Origin of the sequence: Aquidulcibacter sp. (genome assembly GCF_049239865.1) — a bacterium.
Lineage (GTDB): Bacteria > Pseudomonadota > Alphaproteobacteria > Caulobacterales > Aquidulcibacteraceae > Aquidulcibacter.
In genome coordinates, this window is the sequence record NZ_JBMLTR010000075.1 from 30,907 (window position 1) to 50,051 (window position 19,145).

The following is a 19,145-nucleotide window of genomic DNA, read 5'->3' on the forward strand; positions in this document are numbered from 1 at the left end:
TTTAGCCGGCCACCACGTCGAAGGTGAGGCCAGCGCTTTTCACAAGGCGGGCACGCAGGGCAGGGCCCATGACGGCGCCGGGCGTCCAAATCCCGCCGGCAGCATCCTTGGCCTCGTTGATGAGGCACAAAGCCGATTCCGCGATCATTTTCGATGTGGACCCATAGCCTGGATCGCGGTCGCCCGTGACCGCGACTTGGACTTCGGCACCTGAATCGGATTGGGCAATAAACAGCACGTCATAAAAGCCTGTCTCGCGCTCTTCCTTGGAAGGGCCTTCACCGGGCTTTGGCCCACCTTCACCGCCAAGGCTCTTATCGCCTGCAATCGCATTCGCCATGGCTTGGCCTTTTTCGCCAGGGCCCGTGACCATCATCTCTTCATAGACAAGACCTGCGCCATATTTATGGCCGAGCAGCGCATTGGTGCGGTGCACATTGCGGGTATTGATGGGGGCCATCACGAATGGCGCGACCCAGACGCCCATTTCTTCGTCCAGATAGGGCTTCATGCCATGGGGCTGGGTTGGGCCGTCAAAGCCGGGAGTCAAGGCAAACGGATTGCGCAAGAGATCGAGTACACCGGGTTCGCTCATGGCGGCAGCCATGGTGGCCTTCAAACTCGCAGCTGTGCCGCCTGAGAAGGTGCCCTTCATTTTGCGGACGCGGCCTTTGACCTTGGTTGCTGGGCTGCCAGTCTTTTCGATCATCGCCTCTTGCGCCATTTGCACGCCAAGATCGAAGGGGATGGAGTCAAAACCGCAAGAGAACACGATCCGCGCACCAGAGGCTTTGGCCGCGGCCTCATGCGCGTCGATCATTTTGCGCATCCACGCAGGCTCGCCGCACAAATCGACGTAATCCGTGCCATGCTCGGCACAAGCGGCAACCAAGCCATTGCCGTACAGCTGATAGGGTCCAACTGTGGTCAGAACGACTTTGGTGGAAGTGACCATGTCTTTCAGAGAGGCTGCATCATCGCTGTCGCAGACCACCAGCGGCGTATCCTTGGGCGCACCAATTTCATCGCGGACTTGCGCCAATTTCTCAAGGCTGCGGCCACCCATGGCCCAGCGCACGCCGGTTGGATAGGTGGCGGCGAGATATTCCGCGACCAATCGGCCAGTAAAGCCAGACGCGCCAAATACGATAATATCAAATTCTTGGCTCATGCCGTTTCTCCCTCATTCTTTGGAGGTGTGTGGCGCGGAAAGGGCGCAAGGGCAAGAGGGCCAGACCTATTTTGCTTGGCACGCGGCCTTAAGCGGTGCCCGCTCTATTTGTCCGGGAAAGCGGGCCAAAGCGGCGGCTGGCCGGATCGGGCGCGGGACCAAATTTCCTTGGCAGGCCGGGCAAGTTCCAGAGAGCCTACCCATGGCGCAAGCCTCGCAATAGGTACACTCAAAGGTGCAGATAAAGGCCTCGGCACTATTTGCGGGCAAATCGCGATCACAGCATTCGCAATTTGGCTTGAGTGCCAGCATCGCCCTAGACGTCCAGCTCTTCCGCGTAGCGGGCATTTTCCTGAAGCCATTTAAAGCGCAGCTCAGGCTTGCGCCCCATCAATGTCTCAACGAGCTCGCCCACACTTGGCAAATCACCCTCGGGGATAACCAAGCGCGCAAGTGTGCGGGTGGCCGGGTTCATGGTCGTGACTTTCAATTGCGCCGGCATCATTTCGCCCAAGCCTTTGAAGCGACCGATTTCGACTTTGGCGCGCGGGTTGAAGGCGGTCTTCAACAACTCATCCTTATGCGCATCATTCTTGGCATAAACCGTCTTGCCGCCATGGGTCAGGCGATAGAGCGGCGGCAAAGCCACAAACAAGCGGCCTGAATGGACCAATTGCGGCATGGCGCGGAAGAAATAAGTGGCCAGCAAAGCGGCGATATGCGCCCCGTCGACGTCAGCGTCCGTCATGATGATGACGCGCTCATAGCGTAAATCCTGCACCCGGAACTTGCTGCCAGGTGCAACACCCAGTGCAAGGGCGAGGTCGGAGAGTTCCTGATTGCCCGCAAGCTTATCCCCACCTGCGCTGGCGACGTTCAAGATTTTACCACGCAGGGGTAAAATGGCTTGGGTATTTCGGTCGCGCGCCTGTTTGGCACTGCCACCTGCCGAATCGCCTTCGACGATGAAGATTTCTGTCCCAATCGCATCTTGGCGCGCACAATCGGCCAGCTTGCCCGGTAAGCGCAATTTGCGCGTGGCGCTTTGGCGCTGGACTTCTTTTTCCTTCCGCCGCTTCAGGCGGTCATCGGCTTGGGCAATCGCCCAATCCAGCAAGGCGCGGGCTTCACGCGGGCTTGCGCCCAGCCATTGGTCGAATGGATCGCGAATAGCATTCTCAACAATGCGGGCGGCCTCTGCGGTTGCCAACCGGTCCTTGGTTTGGCCGACAAATTCAGGTTCGCGCACGAACACGCTGATCAACGCTGCTGCGGTGCCAAACACGTCCTCAGAGGTGATTTGGGCAGCCTTTTTATCGCCCACCAACTCCCCATAATTGCGCAAGCCCTTGGAGATGACGGTCCGCAGGCCCTGTTCATGCGTGCCGCCTTCTGGCGTCGGGATGGTATTGCAATAGGACAGCAAGAACCCGTCGCGGTCGCCAAAACCACGCACACCCCACGTCAAAGCCCATTCTACCGCGCCATGACCGCCAGATTGGGCCGTGCGGCCAGCAAACATGGTGGTGGTGACAGTGGGGGCTTCACCAATACTGCCTTGGAGATAATCGGCCAGACCGTTTGGAAAGCACAAGACTTCTTCCAAAGGTGTGGAATCGCCGGGGCGGATACGCTCTGGCGCGCACTTCCAGCGAATTTCAACGCCACGGAACAAATAGGCCTTGGATCGCGCCATGCGGAATAAGCGCGCCGGGTCCAAACTTGCGCCTTCGCCGAAGATGTCTGGATCGGGGTGAAACCGCACAACTGTGCCGCGACGATTATGGACGGGACCCAAATGTTCAATCGGGCCTTGTGGGATACCGCGTGAGAACGCCATGCGATAAAGCCGCTTGTCGCGCGCTACTTCGACTTCGAGGCGATCGGACAGCGCATTGACCACCGACACACCCACGCCGTGCAAGCCACCCGAAGTCTGATAGGCTTTGTCTGAGAATTTACCGCCCGCATGCAAAACGGTCATAACGACTTCAAGGGCAGATTTGTCGACATATTTGGGATGCGGGTCGATGGGAATGCCGCGGCCATTATCGGAAACGGCAAGCGCGCCATCGGCCTCTAAGGTCACTTCAATGCGCGTGGCGTGACCTGCAACTGCTTCATCCATTGAGTTGTCGAGCACTTCGGCAAACAAATGGTGCATGGCGCGCGCATCGGTGCCGCCAATATACATGCCGGGCCGCTTGCGAACGGGCTCTAGGCCTTCGAGAACCTCAATATCCTTCGCGGAATAACCTGCGGTGGCTGCAGAGACACCTGCGGGCTCTAGGTCATCAAACAAACCAGATTTCGGAGCGGCATTGGCAGCCATTCGGCGGGATTCCTTGAATTCTAATGCGGATGAAAGCGGCCTGATATGGGCTCTTGTTTGGGCTGTGGGTCAAGCCTTTGTGGTAGCTAACAGCGGCTTTCGCTCTCTCCATAAACATCTTGCGCTCTTGTAAACCCTGTGTTTACTTACCCTATAGTAACGTTAGGGCTCGGGTGCGGGGGGCTCTCCTAGAGCTCGATCTAGAAGTCCCGCGTGACAAGCCTCGCGCTGTACCAATTTGAGCGAAGGGATCAAGAGTTGTGACACATCAATTATTAGAAACCGTCCTAGCCATGGGTAAAGAACCATTAGGCTCCTTGGCTGAAGGCATTGTAAAATGGTTTGACCCTGTCAAAGGCTTTGGCTTTGTCCAGCTAAAGGTCGGTGACAGTGAAAATCCTCGTGAAATCGACGCTTTACTGCACGTCAGCGTGCTGCGAAAGCACGCCACCGCAATCCCCAAGGAAGGCGATGAGATCACCGTTTTGACCGCGGAGGGCGATCGCGGCCTGCAAGTTGTCGGGATTTTGAGCCTGCGACCCGTGTTCCGGCCACCGCCAGAAGATGTGGATCAATTTGTTCCAGTCACCGTCAAATGGTTCAACCGCTCCAAAGGCTATGGTTTTGCCGGCCTGACCAGCGAAGGCGCAGAGTCTGAAGATATCTTCGTCCACGTGGCCACACTGCGCCGCGGCGGGATTGATTTGGTGGACGGCGGGGAAGTGTTGCGCGCTCGGGTGGAGCGCAGCGCCAAAGGTGCAGTGGCGACTGCGGTCGTGCGTGCCTGACAGCTTAACGTGGGCTAAGTCTCTACCGGTTTGGCGCGTGTCTGCCATCTTGGCGGACCTCAACAGGTCGTGATAGGGAAGGGCATGACAAAGCTTCTGCACTTCATTCTCCTCGCCTTCATGGCTTGTGTCGCCCTTCCGTCCACATCGTTTGCCCAAGCGGTAGCGATTGAAGGGCCGCAGCGCGGCCTAAGGGTTGAAAAATTGTCCATCGCGACGCCGTCGGGTGTTCGGTCTTTCAATGTGGAAATGGCAGATACCCCACGTTCGCGTGAGATAGGGATGATGTGGCGGACCAACGTGCCCCGCGGCACGGGCATGTTGTTTGATTTTAAAACGCCAGAAGCGGCAACCTTTTGGATGGAAAACACGCTCGTTTCGCTCGACCTGATTTTCATTCGTGCCGATGGGCGCATCGCCAATATTGCGGCCAATGCACAGCCCTTGTCGCGGGCGCTTATCCCGTCAGACGGCCCAGTGCTGGCGGTTCTTGAGATTGGCGCTGGTGAATCTCGCCGGTTGGGATTGGCTGCAGGCCAGCGCGTAACCCACCGAATTTTCGCGCCGGCTCGCGCAAAAAAATGAGACTTCAGTAAAATCTGTTTAGAGCGCTTGCCCTCATCGGTCTGGTCGCGCTATACGCGCGCCTCTCGGGGAGTAGCGCAGTTTGGTAGCGCATCTGGTTTGGGACCAGAGGGTCGCAGGTTCGAATCCTGTCTCCCCGACCATTTTGGTCGATGTTACAAGCGGGACATGCTGTTTTAATGCATTGCCCGCTTTTACATTTCTGCCGAACGCGCTCATGATGAGACATCTAGTTTCGAGGCCTTCATGACATTTGCAAAAATCTACCGTCCAGCCAAAACCGCCATGCAGTCGGGCCGGGCCAAGAGCAATGTTTGGATGTTGGAGTTTGAATCAAACGCTGTCCGCTCGTCTGACCCCTTGATGGGCTGGACCTCATCATCCGATACTCAAGGCCAAGTACGTCTGACCTTTGATACGCGCGACGAGGCAATTGCCTATGCGCAAAAGTATAATCTGGCGTTTCAGGTTATTGATCGGCAAGAGCCTAAGCGCATTCCGCGTGCGTACTCTGATAATTTCACCTTTTACCGCCGTGAACCCTGGTCTCACTAGGCCCAATAGCTCAGCAGGATAGAGCATCCGCCTTCTAAGCGGACGGTCGCAGGTTCGAGCCCTGCTTGGGTCGCCATCCCCTTTTTAAGGTGTCGCGTTTCGAATGAAAGAATGGATGACCAATGATGGTCGCCTGTTTCAAGCTTCGGCCTAGGATCAGGCTACCACGCGCCGCTTCGTCGTCCGCCGTTTGGAGATAGGGCGAGCCTCGATTGCCTCACCCGCAGATGAATCGACACGAATATCATAGGGCGACAGCTTGCCGGTTAGGCTCTCCATTTTGTCTCGAACAGCATCCGCAAAGAAGCTGCTTCTGCTGACCCGCAAAAACTTAGCGAGTTGATCTACATTGGCCAGCAAGTGGTCATCAATCGTCATCGTGATGGGAACAGACTTCGGCGGCGGTAAGGGTGCAGCAATCTGAACCAAGGTTGCACCCTCCAGCTCCCCGGCCAAGTCCGGATCATCCATAAGATCTGCAATTGGTCGTGGCGTAGGCACTGCCTCTGGCCGGGCGCGACGGGCTTCAACATCCAGTTCTAGGGCTTCGCTGATATTGGATTGGGCTTCTGCGAAGGTTTCGCCCTCGCTCACAACGCCTGGCAGGTCGAGGACGACGGCAGTCCAACCGCCGTCTGGGTCCCGCGTAAAGGCGCAGGTATAGAAATCAGTTCGCATATCTCAACTCCTGTCGTGCCTTTACTGCACACTTGGTCACGATCTTGACGTCTTGTTTCTTCATCTCAATTTGACAGGTATTCTTCCTGCTCGTTTCTATCCTAGTCTGCCCCTTTAACTTGGCGGCCAAGGAAGACCAGCCTGTCGGTATATGCTGCGTAATGTCTTCAATTTAAAAGCGTCGGTATTGGTAATGATGGTTACGCTCAGAGGGCCATTGGTCCAGCGTTCGTGACTTCCTTTTGTTCGTTCAACCCAAAATCCGTTTTCCTTCAGAATTTTTTGAATCTCACGGGTGCCGATTACCTTGGTCTTCGCCATCAAATTCATTGCTGTAATACGTTTATTATATGTATTTTCGGGAATGTTGCAAGGTGAAAGTACGTAGGATATGCGTGTTTTTCGGCACGTTCTTATATCATTTCCACCTTGATGGTTGTGTTTCGACCTCTATAAGCGGTCTTATTCTGACGCTGGGCGTAACGGCGTGCCCGACCAGCCTCGCCAGTTCTTTGTGTTTTGCGTTCTTTGCCAAACCGCTCTGCCCCGTTATGAAGGCTTCATGACCACACTCGCTAATGATCTTGATATCCGCTCCGCCCGTCCCGACCAACTTGTGGCTGGGGCCACGGGTGATTGGGAAATCATTGTGGGCCTTGAAGTCCACGCGCAGGTGAGTGCGCAGTCTAAGCTGTTTTCCGGTGCCAGCGCCTCTTATGGCGGCGCACCAAACGCCCATGTCAGCCTAGTGGACGCGGGCATGCCCGGCATGTTGCCTGTCTTGAACCGCTATTGCGTTGAGCAAGCGGTGCGGACTGGCCTTGGCCTTGGGGCTAAGATCAATTTGTGGAGCCGGTTTGATCGGAAGAATTATTTCTATCCCGATTTGCCACAAGGCTATCAAATCAGCCAGTTCGCCCACCCCATCGTGGGTGAGGGCACGTTGAACGTTGATTGCGATAATGGCGAAACGGTTCCCATTCGCATTGAGCGCATTCACTTGGAACAAGATGCGGGTAAGTCGATCCATGATCTCGACCCGCGCGCGACTTATGTCGATTTGAACCGTTCGGGCTGTGCCTTGATGGAAATCGTCTCCAAGCCCGACATCCGGTCAAGTGAGGAAGCGGCCAATTACTTCAAAACATTGCGCGCTTTGGTCCGCTACCTTGGCACCTGCGACGGCAATATGGATGAAGGCTCGATGCGGGCAGACGTCAATGTGTCGGTGCGCAAGCCCGGTACGCCTTTCGGCACGCGCTGTGAAATCAAGAATGTGAATTCGACGCGTTATGTCGCCTTGGCTGTTGATTATGAAGCGCGCCGCCAAATTGAGATTCTCGAAGATGGCGGTACCATCACGCAACAAACCCGCTTGTTCGATGTGAAGACAGGCAAAACACGTTCCATGCGTTCGAAAGAAGATGCGCATGATTATCGCTATTTCCCAGACCCGGATCTATTGCCTCTAGAGCTGGATCAAGCTTGGGTGGATGCGATCAAAGCCAGCCTACCAGAGCTGCCCGACGCCAAGAAGCAGCGCTTCAAAGCCGATTATGGCCTCTCGCCCTACGACGCGGCCGTGCTGGTATCAGACAAGGATGCGGCAGACTTCTTTGAGACCGCAGCCAAAGGCCGTGATGCTAAGCTGGTGAATAGCTGGATGACGGTTGAATTGTTCGGCTGGCTGAATAAGCATGACAAGACCTTGGCCGAGACCCCTGTTTCGGCTGAGCGTTTGGGCGAATTGGTCGATCTGATCAGCAATGGCACAATCAATGGTAAGATTGCCAAGGACGTCTTCCCGCGCATGATTGAAACTGGCGACGCGCCCTTGGTCATCGTGGAGCGTGAAGGCCTGAAGCAAGAAACCGATACGGGCCTGATCGAAGAGACGGTCGACGCGTTGATCGCCGCTAACCCTGACAAGGTTGAGGAAGCCCGGACCAAGCCTAAAGCGCTTGGTTGGTGGGTTGGCCAATTGATGAAGGCAACCGGCGGCAAAGCCAGCCCTGCGGTCATCAATGAAGTGATCAAGGCGAAGCTGGGGCTGTAATTACCCCAGCGTTTCTAGCGCTTGGATTTGATGGGCGCCACCATTTCGGTTTTGATCCGCACGGGCCAGAAATCGGGCATCAGTCCGCTGCAGGCGTTCATCTCGATCAAGCTAGTCAACACAAAGTTTGTGCCGTCCCAAGTGTAGGTTTCGGCCGATCCGCAATCGCCAATGCCGCGGCCCTTTGAAAAGGCACTGATTTGGCCGGTTTCAGGCTCAATGCTGACATTCACAAGGCTGTTGGCATCTTCCTCGTCAGCGGCCGGCTCTGGCGTCGAGAATCGATAAGGTTCCAGCTTGGTTGAATTGGTCTGCAGATAGAATTTTGACCACATATTATAGGCCCCAGCGCCACAGGGGATTGCCCATAAGGTGCGGCCCTTGCCGAGATTGAAGCCCTCAATGCCCTGACCGCCGGGATCTAATCGGTCGCTATCGTCGCATTCAGCCTTACGGCGGTCGCTCACCAGTTTCGGTACCGTGGTTCGGCTCGATAGCTTGGTAAAACCAAGCGCATTCACGCGTGGGGCTGCCGGGGCAGGGGGCACGCGCTCGCGCGCCAGCTTGCCCACATCCACCCAAGCGGCGACAGTGCCTGTGCGTCCTTGCAGCGCTTCTATGGCGCGAAGGGCGGCAACAAAGCCCGATAGGCTGGCAAAGGATTGAACGGTCCGACTGGTTCCGCTTGAATAAACAATTGCTTGGCCCGATTTGGCTACAGCGATGAACCGATCCACATCTGCACCACGCAATTGGCTTGCGCCGCTCTCATGGGCTGTCAGCACAAAGACACCGTTTGCTAAAGGCCGCCCGTCCCGACCCACGATGCGCAAGCTGCCTTCCTTGTTGCTGGTCTGGCTTGCATCATAGAGGCCTGAATAAATGATCTTTGGCTTGGCGCTTGGCCCCGCCTCAAGCTCTACCCAAAGCCAGCCCATTTCCGTGTCGACTGCAACGCCGCGCGGGCGTGTGCCGATGCCCATTTCATTGAGGCCAGAGATCGAAATCGCGGTGCAGGTCTTGATATTGCTGCAGTTCACACTCCAATCGCGATAATCCTTGGGCAGGCTTTGCGCTTGTGCCGGAGTGATGAATAAGCCTGCGAGCGCGAGAGGCAGGAGAAGCGGTTTGGCGACAGACAGGTTCATATGCAGGGGCATATCAGCCATTGGCTTTGCGTCAATGGCCTTCTACGCGAAGGCAGAAGCTTGGCCATTAAAGGGGCGCAGCAACCGATGTCACCGGTCCAAAGCGAGCCACAAAAGTTTGCCGTAACGCTTCGTCGACTTCTCCATAGGTAACCGGATGGCCCAGATCGACAAGGCTGGTCACGCCCAGACCGCTTTCAGAAATGCCGCACGGGATGATTCCATTAAAGTGGGTGAGATCTGGCTCCACATTCAGGCTGATGCCGTGAAAGCTGACCCATTTTTTGACCCTTAAGCCCACGGCGGCGATTTTGTCTTCGTGACGGGCAAAGCCTGGATGGGTGCGGTCAACCCAAACGCCGACGCGGCCACAACGCAGTTCGCCCTTGATTGTAAATTGGGCCAGCGCGTCGATTACCCAGTTTTCGACGGATTGAACAAAGGCGCGTACGTCGCGCTTATGATGCCGCAGGTCGAGCATGAGATAGGCAATACGCTGGCCGGGGCCATGATAGGTATATTGCCCGCCACGCCCGCTCTTGAACACTGGAAAGCTTGCGCCGGGCAGGAGGTCTGACGGTTTCGCACTGGTACCCGCGCTATAAAGGGGCGGATGCTCCAGCAACCAAACCAATTGATTCGCCGCTCCAGCCGCAATTTCAGCCGCGCGGCCCTCCATAAAGGCCACCGCAGCCTCATATTCGACGGGTTTTTCCGATACGGCCCATTCAATCACGTTTTTTCTCCAGAATTTGCAGTATCTTTACGCGCGTTAACCAAGTTCCAACACTCATGGGCTCTATCTAGTCTCGTGACAGATGATAGTGAACACCCCCCCTCGCAGATTGAGAAGGTCATGGTCGAAATTTCGGTCTTGGTCGGACGATCTTCCTTGCCCATGCACCAATTGCTCCGGATGGGTCGCGGCGCGGTTATTCCGCTCACGGCCTCGCCGAATGACCCCGTTTGGGTCTTGGTCAATAACCACCCTGTGGCCCGTGGCGATATCCAACTGGATGATGACAAGATTTCAGTTGAAATCACCGGCGAAGCCGATGTTTATGACTATATGGCAGGTCCATAACAGTCCTTCACTGTTTGGAACTGGCAAGATGCAGGCGATAGGGCTTCACAATGGCGGCGTGTTCTACTAAAAGCGCCGCTCTTTCCGGAACGTGCTCATGGCGGAACTGGTAGACGCGCTAGCTTGAGGTGCTAGTGGGGAGACCCGTGGAGGTTCGAGTCCTCTTGGGCACACCAACGGAAAGATGGCTTTTATGCCTGTATCTGCTACCAGCATGATGATACAGGCAAACAAACTTAGGGGCTTACGACATGACGGAAAGTGACAGTCATGGACGATCTACAAGCCCTGGGGGTCGACCCCACTAAAGCAGATCATGGGCCAGACCGCCTGATTGCCGTTAAGGTGATTGGGGCTGCTGGCGATCATGACGGGCCTTTGTTGCGTCGCCTGTTGTTGCCGATGCACCCTGCCGATGTGGCAGAGCTTCTCCAAAACGCCCCCAAAGAGACTGCGCGCACCATCTTTACCTTGATCGGCGAAGACCTTGATGCGGAAGTCTATGCGGAATTGGAAGATGAATTGCGCGAATTCGCGCTGGAATTCATCCCCGCCAGCAAGCTCGCGCAAAAGCTTGATGATCTCGATACCGATGACGCTGCCGCTATTGTCGCCGAATTGGACGATGAAGATCGCGCCGAAGTGTTGGCAGCTGCCTCCGATGACGTGCGGGTTGCCGTTGAAGGCGCGCTGTCGTTTGAAGAGGAAACCGCTGGTCGTTTGATGCAGCGCGAGTTTGTCGCCGCGCCCCAACATTGGGACGTCGGGCAAACCATCGACTTCATGCGCAAGACCGGCGAAGACCTCCCCGATCTTTTCTTTGACATTTATGTTGTCAGTCCAGCGATGCAGCCCATCGGCGCGATCCCTGTCTCTAAGCTCATGCGGGCCAAGCGCACCATGCTGCTGCAAGACTTGATGGAAGCGCCAGAAATCATTGTCGACCCCGAGACCGACCAAGAAGTCGTTGCCCACGCCTTCCAAAAATACCATTTGATCTCCGCACCCGTGGTCGATCGCAGCGGTCGTTTGACGGGGATGATCACGGTCGACGATATCGTGCGGGTTATTCAAGACGAGAACGAAGAAGACTTGTTGGCGCTCGCTGGTGTGCGCGATGCGTCAACGGCGGACTCGGTCTGGTCATCGGTGAAGTCGCGCCTGCCGTGGCTGGTGATCAATCTGGTCACAGCCTTGATCGCGTCCGTCCTGATCAGCAAGTTTCAAGCCTCGATTGAGAAGATCGTCGCCCTTGCCGTCATGATGCCCATGGTAGCCTCGATGGGTGGTAATGCCGGCACCCAAACCGTAGCGGTCGCCGTGCGGGCTTTGGCGGCGCGGGAACTAACGCCTGGCAATTCGGGCCGGATCATCCTGCGTGAGGTGATTACCGGCTTGGTCAATGGGGCCGTCTTTGCCGTGCTTTTGTCGAGTGTGGCGTTGTTCTGGTTCCAAAGCGTGTTGTTGTCCGTCACCATCGCTTTGGCAATCTTGCTCAATTTGTCGGTTGCAGGCCTTGCTGGCATTTTGATCCCGCTGACACTCAAACGGCTGGGGCAAGACCCGGCTGTGTCTTCCGGCGTGCTCGTCACCTTTGTCACGGATATGGTAGGCTTTGTGGCCTTCTTGGGTCTTGCGACCCTGATTATTCTTTAGGGCTGATACGAACAGGCAAGGGGGCATTACAAAGCTCGAGCTTGCCGGCCTTAAATTTGGTCCAGCTGTCGCGCCGGTTTCTTCGGCTTTCAAGTATCTCGGCATAGATCGCATGATCTGTCCGCAGAGCTTCTAGGCTGATTTGCTCTGAGACAGGCAGTCTGGAGCCCAATTCCGCTTTAATGATTTTAGGCTTAGTTTGGCCAGAGGCGTAAAAGCCCATCGCCTCGCTACCGCGCGGCAAAGTCGCAAATTGATCCATCCCGTCCACAACACGACCCAGAAGCGTGACATTGCGGTCGAGCGCGCGGGGGCTGTGGCCATTGACGGCATAGAGTTCAGCCGGGCCACCAGAATCGGCACCTTCATCGCGACCAGCGCCTACCATGCCATAGCAATGCGGCAGCCAATAACGTTTTGCCTTTGGATCCCAAGCCACTGGCCAATTGCGCCAGAAGCCGACCTTTGGGGCATAGACATCGCCATCCTTTAATTCCAACGGCTTGAACTCCGCGCCATAGGCACGGTCAAACTCTGCCGCCATGCGACCAGCCCTAAAGCCTTGGGCAGTTGCTGCGGCACCATCGCCCCATTGAACAACGTAATTATCTTGGCTGCGCACGATCTCGCGCCCGCTGAAAAAGGCTTTGGCCAATAATTCATTCAAAGCCTGCACATGATTGGGCGCAAAGTCTGGTGCCAATAGGATGATCACACGCGCCGGTGTTGATGCCCCCGCTTGTGTAGGCTCGAAATAAAGATAGAGCAGGCGGCTTTGATCCAACTTCGCCCAAGCATCTTTGGGGGCAGCGGCGATCAACTCAGAACTCGTCAAGGCATGCCAAGGTTTTGTCGGGGCAGTCGGGGTGGACTGCGCCAAAGCCGGCCCCGAATAAGCGACTAACGCCAGCGCTCCAATCCCAAAAGCGCGCTGTAGAAGGCTTGATTGCTTGCCCAACATGGTCTGATCCTTGCTTAATCCGGTGTGTCGCGAGAGCTGGAAGGTGCAGGAATGCCCACTACTTGTCGAGCAGCCATTGTGGACAAAAACGGCATCAATCCTGCACAGCCAGTCTCATCGGGCGGAATCCGTCTCTTTTTGGAACGAAAAATGTCCAGACTCACTGCGTCTCGCGCTGCATTGGACCTGATAGCCAGCTTTGAAGGCTTCCGTGCACGTGCGGCTAAAACCCCCGACGGGCGGTGGACGCTGGGCTTTGGCCATGTTGCTACCGCACGCGAGGGCCTGTCGGTGTCGCGTGCTGAAGCTGAAGACTTGCTGCGTTGGGACCTTCGCCCTGTCGAAGACATGGTGCGCCAGTCCGCCTTGACGCCCTTAAACCAGAACCAATTTGACGCTTTGGTGTCCTTTGCCTTCAATATTGGCGTGACAAACTTCGCCACCAGCGACGTGCTGCGCTATTTGAACCAAGGTCAACCAATCGCAGCAGCCCTCGCTATGCATGCGTGGCGGCGTGCGCGCGTGAATGGTCGGGTTTTGGTTATTGATGCGTTGGTCCGGCGTCGAGCAGCTGAGGCCGCGCTCTTCTTAGAGCCTTTGGGTCCGCGCCCCGCTGCGCCCAGCTCGGTTTTAAGCCCAGAGATTGATTATACAGCAGCGCTTTTGACCCATGCATCGGATCCACGTGACATCACATTGGGCGTCGAGGCAGACGGTGCCACGATCGCAACTGAGCCTTCAGAGAGCATGCTGCCTGAGAAGCCCAAGGGCGAGCCATTTCCAATCAAAACGGTCGCTGAGACTGCGTCAGTCGCAGAAGTGAAGGCGGCTCCGGTTTTGGACTTCAGTTCTGAAATCAACGACGAACCGCGACTGGTCTTGGTTGAAAATGAGCCTGCTGAGGAAAACAAAGCGGCGGATGAAGCGGTGGAGGAAACCCTCGATCCAGTCTTAGCGCCCTTTCCAAAAGAAGAGGCGGTGGCAGCCAATCAATCCGATCAAAGCCAACCCGTGCCAGCCAATGATGGCCTGCGCACTTTAGCGCCTTTTGCGCCTGAAATGGATTTGGCATCAGAACCTTCAATCCCCGGGAGTGTCTCGGTTCCGCGGCCGCAAATCCTTGAGCCAGCCGCACCGACACGTGTGCTGACGTGGGTTGTGTTAGCGCTCGGCGCTGTTTTCTTGGCTGGCGGCCTTTGGTTTGCGCATCTCATGGGGGCGCTGACGCCCGACCCAGAGGCCAAGGTCATTAGCCTGCAAGCGCTTATGGCAATCCTCTCGGCGTGTTTCGGCTTTGTTGCCGTGGTGACCTCTGCCGTATCCCTGGCCCGTGGCCAAGAGAGCGGCGATGAGACTGCCTTACTGCCCTAAATACTGCCCAAAATACTGCCCTCTGGGCTTACCCTTTTACTTGCACTCGAAAGCGGGCTCGCGCATGGTAAGCCATGCTTAGAAACTCCTATCCCAGCCTCGATTTCGACCTCGGCGAAACTGCCGATGCCATCCGTGAAACTGTCGAACGCTTTGCGGCCGCAGAAATTGCCCCGCGTGCGGCCGAGATTGATCGCAGCGACGAGTTCCCGCTCGATCTCTGGCCCAAGCTCGGAGACCTCGGCCTGTTAGGCATTACCGTGGCTGAAGAAGATGGCGGCTCTGGCCTAGGCTATCTTGAACATGTGGTCGCGATGGAAGAGATCAGCCGCGCCTCTGCCTCGGTCGGCTTGTCTTATGGCGCGCACTCCAATCTGTGTGTGAACCAGTTGCGGCGTTGGGGAACGGCGGAGCAAAAGGCACGTTATCTGCCGAAACTGATTTCTGGTCAGCATGTTGGTTCGCTCGCTATGTCCGAAAGTGGCTCCGGCTCAGACGTCGTTTCCATGCGCTTGCGGGCGGACAAAAAGGGCGACCGCTATGTGCTCAATGGCGGCAAGTTCTGGATCACCAATGCCAAGCATGCCGATACCTTGATCGTCTATGCCAAAACCGAACCCGAAGCCGCTTCGCGCGGTATCAGCGCTTTCTTGATTGAAAAGGACTTCAAAGGCTTCTCGGTCGCCCAAAGTCTTGACAAGCTTGGGATGCGTGGCTCGCCAACGGGCGAATTGGTGTTTGAAGATTGCGAAGTGCCGGAAGAAAATCTGATGGGTCCGCTCAATAAGGGCGCGCAGGTTTTGATGTCTGGCCTTGATTATGAGCGCGCGGTTCTGGCCTCTGGCCCGATTGGCATTATGCAGGCCTGCTTGGATGTGGTTTTGCCCTATATCCACGAGCGCAAACAATTTGGCCAAGCCATTGGCGAGTTCCAGCTGATGCAGGGCAAAATCGCCGACATGTATGTGACTTTGTCGACCACGCGCGCCTATGTCTATGCCGTAGCAAAGGCCTGTGACCGTGGCTTGACCACCCGCAAGGATGCCGCTGGCGCAATCCTCTATGCGGCGGAGAAAGCGACCTGGATGGCTTTGGAGGCCATTCAATGCTTGGGTGGCAATGGCTATATCAATGATTATCCGACCGGCCGCCTGCTACGCGATGCCAAGCTTTACGAAATTGGTGCTGGAACCAGCGAAATCCGCCGCTGGCTTATCGGGCGGGAGCTGTTTGGCGAGACGGCGAGCTAGGATTTGTGTCGATCGAGACGAGGGGGCCTATTGGTGAAACGTCGTACTTTTTTCGCAAGCTTTGCATCTCTCTTGGTCGCGGGCACGGCCTTTGCCCAAACGCCTGTACCCACCGTCGAACCTATGACCGCGACACCGGTCGTGGCACCCGCGCCGAAAGTCTTCTTGACCACATCCATGGGCGAGATTGAAATCACGCTCGACCCCGTGGGTGCGCCTAAGACGAGCGCCCATATGCTGAAGATGTTTCAGACAAAGCACTTTATCGGCGCATCTTTCTTTCGCATTGAACCGGGCTTTATCATTCAAATCGGTGATTTGGATGCCCAATTCAAAGGCCGCTATCCACCCCTTAGCCCCGTTGAGTTAGAGACGGCGACCAATAAGCATTTTAAGGGTGCTGTTGCCCTCGCGCGTGGCGATGCGACGAATTCAGGGCATTCGAGCTTCTATTTTGACTTGGCAGACAATCCCTCCCTCAACGCCGACCCCAAGGCCCCACCCAATACGACTGGCTATGCCGTCTTCGGGCGGGTAACTGCTGGCTGGGAAGTGGTGGAGGCTATGGCGAAAGTGGAGCGCGCTCCCACAGGCGGCCCATTCCCCGGCAAGGCCCCTGTGGTGCCCATTGTTGTGACCGCCATCCGCACTGACCCGCCGCCACCTAAGCCAAAGCCACCTGCAAAGGCTGCGCCTAAAGCGAAGAAGAAGCGCTGAAGTTTAAGGTGCCGTGTCGCCTGTGAAGCGATAGGTGTGGCAAACTGACTTCACGCTCCAGGCAGTGCAGACGGATCGCTATGTGCCTGTGATGATGCCACACGCTGCCCCGCAAGAAGCAGCAGGCTGATGCTGAGAATGCCGAACAAAATCATGACCCAAGCCTAGGGCGGATGGGGCGGCGGATCAATCTCGAGCTGAAATTATCACAAAACCGGCCGTATCTGGGATTGCAATTCTCCTACCGATAGGTAACAAAAATGTGATTGCAGTCCAATTGCTCGGGGGTGACAATGCTGGACAAAATTGAAGCGGCCCAGGCCTTTGTGATCGATGAATTTAGAAAGACCCATCCACGCGACCGGGATGCGGTGCTGATTATGATTGCCCTTTTGTGGTTCGGTTTATTGGCCGGTTTCATTCCCGACATGCTCAGAAATATGATTAAGGGGCGGGAGTATCAATTAGTTACGCACCTCCATGCAGCCTCTTCAGTTGGCTGGATGGCACTTTTGACGTGGCAAGCCTTGCTGATCCGCGAAGCCAAGCCAGCTGCTCACCGTGCCAATGGCAAGCGGTTTGGACCCATTCTAGGGATTATCGTCGCGGTGAGTGCTGTAGCCACGGTCTGGTTCGCCGATCATGCCCGTCTAAGTAATCCTGATTTCAACCCCGCCGTGATGGCTTTCCAATTGGGTCATGTGTTTCCCTTTGCGGTGTTGACGGCAATCGGTTTGACAAACACAGATCAACCCGACTTGCATAAGCGGATGATCTTGCTGGGCATTGTCGGAATTGTGGATGCTGGATGGTCGCGTTGGATCGGACTCGATATCCGGGAATTGATTGGCCAAGGCTATGCCGGTCAATTGCTCGGCCGCTATCCGTTATCTTGGGCGCTGATGATGGCCATGGGCATGTATGACCAAATCACGCGTGGTCGGCTCCACCCAGCTTTTCTGCCCGCGGTCGGTTTCACCTTATTCACCCAAGTCGGCGCTGCCTTATTGTTCTTTGCGCCTTGGTGGCCAAGCTTGGCCGTGCGGATCCTTGGGGGTTAGGCAAGAATCCACCCCCTAATGCGCGTCATCCACCTTCAAGCTGTCCCTCAGCGCGCGCTTTAGGAATTTGCCGGACGCATTGCGCGGAATGGCCTCGTTGAGGAACCAGACATAGCGGGGGACTTTGTGCTTCGCCATCAGGGCCAAACAATGCTCGCGCAATTCTTGGGCCGTCAGGCTCATGTCTGGGCGAACCAGAATCGCCGCACCGACTTCCTCGCCCAAGCGGTCGTCGGGCACGCCGAACACGCAGCATTCGGCCACGGAAGGATGGCGATAGGCGACGGCTTCGACCTCGACGCAATAGACATTTTCGCCACCGCGCAGAACCATGTCCTTCTTGCGGTCGACGAGGAAGATAAAGCCGTCCTCATCAATGCGCGCGACATCGCCTGTGTGCAGCCAGCCGTCCGTGATGCTTTCCTTGGTGGCATCTGGTCGGTTGAGATAGCCTTTGATGACGGGCGCGCCTTTGACCCACAATTCCCCCATCTCGCCGACGGGTAAGAAGTTGCCATTGTCATCCACACAGCGGGCTTCAAAAGTTGGCATGGCGGGGCCACAGCTGGCGGGCTTGTCAACGAAGAAGTCGGCGCTGACGGCGGTGATGATGCCGCAGGTCTCGGTCATGCCATAGCCCGTATTGGGGCGTGCTGTCGGCACAGAAGCGTCAATCTTGGCGACAAGATCAGGCTGCACTTGCGCGCCACCACCGCCCAGCGTCAAAAGGCTGGAGGTGTCGGTCGTAGCAAAATTGGGATGGGTGATGACTTCGCGCGCCATGGTGGGCACGCCACTCATCGCTGTGACCTTTTCGGTCTCAATCAGGCGCAGGGCTTCGCCCGCATCCCATTTATACATGAGAACCATTTTCCCGCCGCTGGCCGTGGCGACATAGGCGGCGCAATTATTGGCGGTGACGTGGAAGAGGGGCGTGGTGATCAGGCCGACAGGCGGGTTTGGTGCCGGCACGCTGGCGGGGTCAATGCCATTGGCCCGCATCGTGGCAAGGCCTTGGACTTGGCCAGAGAAGCTCATATTCATCAGATTGGCGACGCAGCCGCGATGAGTCAGCTGCGCGCCTTTGGGGAAGCCCGTGGTCCCTGAGGTATAAAAGATGCAGGCATCATCATCTGGATCAATGTCCACCTCTGGCATGGCACCACCGCCAGCGATCACCGTTTCATAGGGCACAATTCCAGCCGGCAAAGCGTCACAGCGCACGCCCACAATCAGGATGCCCTCGGCCATCTGCGGGCGTTCCATCACACGGGCCAGACGTTCAGCATCGCAAAACAACACTTTGGGGCCGGAATCCTTCAAGCCATATTCCAGCTCATCGGTGATCCACCAGGCATTCATGCCAACACAAGCCACGCCAATCGAGATACAGGCCCAATAAAGCAACATCCATTCGGGATAATTGCGCATGGCCACCGCGACCCGGTCACCCCGCCGCACGCCTTGGGCCCACAGCCAAGCGGTTATGGCATTTACCTGTTCATGGGCTTGGCCATAGGTGATGCGCTCATCCTGATAGACCAGATAGTCTCGGTCGCTGAACGCCACCGTCGACAACCAGACAGCACGTATATTGGGCGGGGCGTGCTTATAGCTGCGGATCAGGCTGCCGCGCACATTGATCTCTTCAATCTCGAAGGGTTGCCCAACTGAAGTCAGTTCCGTCCAAGCCTGCTTGAGTTCCTTATAGTGCATCTCACCCCCCAGAATT

Annotated in this window: 19 protein-coding genes and 3 tRNA genes; 13 read left to right on the plus strand and 9 right to left on the minus strand. The window is 56.4% G+C overall.

Annotated features, from left to right (window positions below; genetic code table 11):
* Position 1: 1 nt before the first annotated feature.
* From ACOVRA_RS05050 to parE, 3 genes are all read right to left on the minus strand, one after another.
* Entirely contained in the window at positions 2-1,171 is a 1,170-nt protein-coding gene (locus ACOVRA_RS05050) for a saccharopine dehydrogenase family protein (RefSeq protein ID WP_421719349.1), read from the minus strand.
* A 66-nt stretch (positions 1,172-1,237) separates the two neighbouring features.
* A complete protein-coding gene (locus ACOVRA_RS05055; RefSeq protein WP_421719350.1) occupies positions 1,238-1,519 on the minus strand; it encodes a DUF1272 domain-containing protein in 282 nt (93 codons plus the stop codon).
* Positions 1,488-3,503 carry a DNA topoisomerase IV subunit B gene (gene parE / locus ACOVRA_RS05060; protein WP_421719351.1) on the minus strand — a complete coding sequence of 672 codons (2,016 nt, stop codon included), beginning with the start codon at positions 3,501-3,503 and terminating at the stop codon, positions 1,488-1,490. Before parE ends, ACOVRA_RS05055 begins: the two co-directional genes overlap by 32 nt.
* Positions 3,504-3,763: 260 nt before the next feature.
* Here parE and ACOVRA_RS05065 point away from each other — a divergent pair, with 260 nt between their 5' ends.
* The 5 genes from ACOVRA_RS05065 to ACOVRA_RS05085 all read left to right on the plus strand — a co-directional run bounded on the left by ACOVRA_RS05065 (position 3,764) and on the right by ACOVRA_RS05085 (position 5,507).
* Complete coding sequence (locus ACOVRA_RS05065; protein WP_421719352.1) at positions 3,764-4,291, plus strand: cold-shock protein; 528 nt, start codon at positions 3,764-3,766, stop codon at positions 4,289-4,291.
* An 84-nt stretch (positions 4,292-4,375) separates the two neighbouring features.
* Positions 4,376-4,876: a DUF192 domain-containing protein gene (locus ACOVRA_RS05070; RefSeq protein ID WP_421719353.1), complete on the plus strand. Its 501-nt coding sequence runs from the start codon at positions 4,376-4,378 to the stop codon at positions 4,874-4,876.
* Between the two features lie 66 nt (positions 4,877-4,942).
* A tRNA-Pro gene (locus ACOVRA_RS05075) sits at positions 4,943-5,019 on the plus strand.
* Positions 5,020-5,122: 103 nt separating this feature from the next.
* Positions 5,123-5,431 carry an ETC complex I subunit gene (locus ACOVRA_RS05080; RefSeq protein WP_298226493.1) on the plus strand — a complete coding sequence of 103 codons (309 nt, stop codon included), beginning with the start codon at positions 5,123-5,125 and terminating at the stop codon, positions 5,429-5,431.
* Positions 5,431-5,507 (plus strand) — tRNA-Arg (locus ACOVRA_RS05085). The genes ACOVRA_RS05080 and ACOVRA_RS05085 overlap by 1 nt, the downstream gene beginning before the upstream one ends.
* Before the next feature lie 80 nt (positions 5,508-5,587).
* On the opposite strand, the gene ACOVRA_RS05090 is transcribed toward ACOVRA_RS05085, so the two are convergent.
* A complete protein-coding gene (locus tag ACOVRA_RS05090) occupies positions 5,588-6,109 on the minus strand; it encodes a type II toxin-antitoxin system HicB family antitoxin (protein ID WP_421719354.1) in 522 nt (173 codons plus the stop codon).
* A 114-nt stretch (positions 6,110-6,223) separates the two neighbouring features.
* Positions 6,224-6,439, minus strand: a complete 216-nt coding sequence (locus ACOVRA_RS05095; protein ID WP_421719355.1) for a type II toxin-antitoxin system HicA family toxin — start codon at positions 6,437-6,439, stop codon at positions 6,224-6,226.
* A 232-nt stretch (positions 6,440-6,671) separates the two neighbouring features.
* On the opposite strand from ACOVRA_RS05095, the gene gatB reads away from it, so the two are divergent.
* Positions 6,672-8,165 (plus strand): Asp-tRNA(Asn)/Glu-tRNA(Gln) amidotransferase subunit GatB, encoded by a 1,494-nt coding sequence (gene gatB / locus ACOVRA_RS05100; RefSeq protein WP_421719356.1) that lies wholly within the window; start codon positions 6,672-6,674, stop codon positions 8,163-8,165.
* A 14-nt stretch (positions 8,166-8,179) separates the two neighbouring features.
* Here gatB and ACOVRA_RS05105 read toward each other — a convergent pair whose 3' ends face one another.
* Together ACOVRA_RS05105 and lipB are read right to left on the minus strand one after the other, a co-directional pair.
* Positions 8,180-9,334, minus strand: a complete 1,155-nt coding sequence (locus ACOVRA_RS05105; RefSeq protein WP_421719357.1) for a DUF1176 domain-containing protein — start codon at positions 9,332-9,334, stop codon at positions 8,180-8,182.
* 46 nt (positions 9,335-9,380) lie between these two features.
* The gene (gene lipB, locus ACOVRA_RS05110) at positions 9,381-10,049 is read right to left on the minus strand and encodes a lipoyl(octanoyl) transferase LipB (RefSeq protein WP_421719358.1); all 669 of its coding nucleotides are present in this window, start codon (positions 10,047-10,049) and stop codon (positions 9,381-9,383) included.
* Between the two features lie 75 nt (positions 10,050-10,124).
* On the opposite strand from lipB, the gene ACOVRA_RS05115 reads away from it, so the two are divergent.
* The 3 genes from ACOVRA_RS05115 (at position 10,125) to mgtE (ending at position 12,053) form a co-directional block, all read left to right on the plus strand.
* Positions 10,125-10,397 (plus strand): FliM/FliN family flagellar motor switch protein, encoded by a 273-nt coding sequence (locus ACOVRA_RS05115; protein ID WP_269798756.1) that lies wholly within the window; start codon positions 10,125-10,127, stop codon positions 10,395-10,397.
* 91 nt (positions 10,398-10,488) lie between these two features.
* A tRNA-Leu gene (locus ACOVRA_RS05120) sits at positions 10,489-10,573 on the plus strand.
* Positions 10,574-10,667: 94 nt separating this feature from the next.
* Positions 10,668-12,053, plus strand: coding sequence for a magnesium transporter (gene mgtE, locus ACOVRA_RS05125; protein ID WP_421719359.1), 1,386 nt, complete (start codon positions 10,668-10,670; stop codon positions 12,051-12,053).
* Here the strand turns inward: mgtE and ACOVRA_RS05130 are convergent.
* Positions 12,043-13,014: a peptidylprolyl isomerase gene (locus ACOVRA_RS05130; protein ID WP_421719360.1), complete on the minus strand. Its 972-nt coding sequence runs from the start codon at positions 13,012-13,014 to the stop codon at positions 12,043-12,045. The genes mgtE and ACOVRA_RS05130 overlap by 11 nt on opposite strands.
* Before the next feature lie 150 nt (positions 13,015-13,164).
* On the opposite strand from ACOVRA_RS05130, the gene ACOVRA_RS05135 reads away from it, so the two are divergent.
* The 4 genes from ACOVRA_RS05135 to ACOVRA_RS05150 all read left to right on the plus strand — a co-directional run bounded on the left by ACOVRA_RS05135 (position 13,165) and on the right by ACOVRA_RS05150 (position 17,413).
* Positions 13,165-14,385 carry a lysozyme gene (locus tag ACOVRA_RS05135; RefSeq protein ID WP_421719361.1) on the plus strand — a complete coding sequence of 407 codons (1,221 nt, stop codon included), beginning with the start codon at positions 13,165-13,167 and terminating at the stop codon, positions 14,383-14,385.
* A gap of 74 nt (positions 14,386-14,459) precedes the next feature.
* The gene (locus tag ACOVRA_RS05140; protein WP_421719362.1) at positions 14,460-15,635 is read left to right on the plus strand and encodes an isovaleryl-CoA dehydrogenase; all 1,176 of its coding nucleotides are present in this window, start codon (positions 14,460-14,462) and stop codon (positions 15,633-15,635) included.
* 33 nt (positions 15,636-15,668) lie between these two features.
* On the plus strand, positions 15,669-16,352 hold the full coding sequence (locus ACOVRA_RS05145; RefSeq protein ID WP_421719363.1) for a peptidylprolyl isomerase: 684 nt from the start codon (positions 15,669-15,671) through the stop codon (positions 16,350-16,352).
* A 293-nt stretch (positions 16,353-16,645) separates the two neighbouring features.
* Entirely contained in the window at positions 16,646-17,413 is a 768-nt protein-coding gene (locus tag ACOVRA_RS05150) for a hypothetical protein (protein WP_421719364.1), read from the plus strand.
* A 15-nt stretch (positions 17,414-17,428) separates the two neighbouring features.
* Here the strand turns inward: ACOVRA_RS05150 and ACOVRA_RS05155 are convergent, their stop codons facing one another.
* Positions 17,429-19,129, minus strand: coding sequence for a class I adenylate-forming enzyme family protein (locus ACOVRA_RS05155; RefSeq protein WP_421719365.1), 1,701 nt, complete (start codon positions 19,127-19,129; stop codon positions 17,429-17,431).
* Positions 19,130-19,145: the final 16 nt, after the last annotated feature.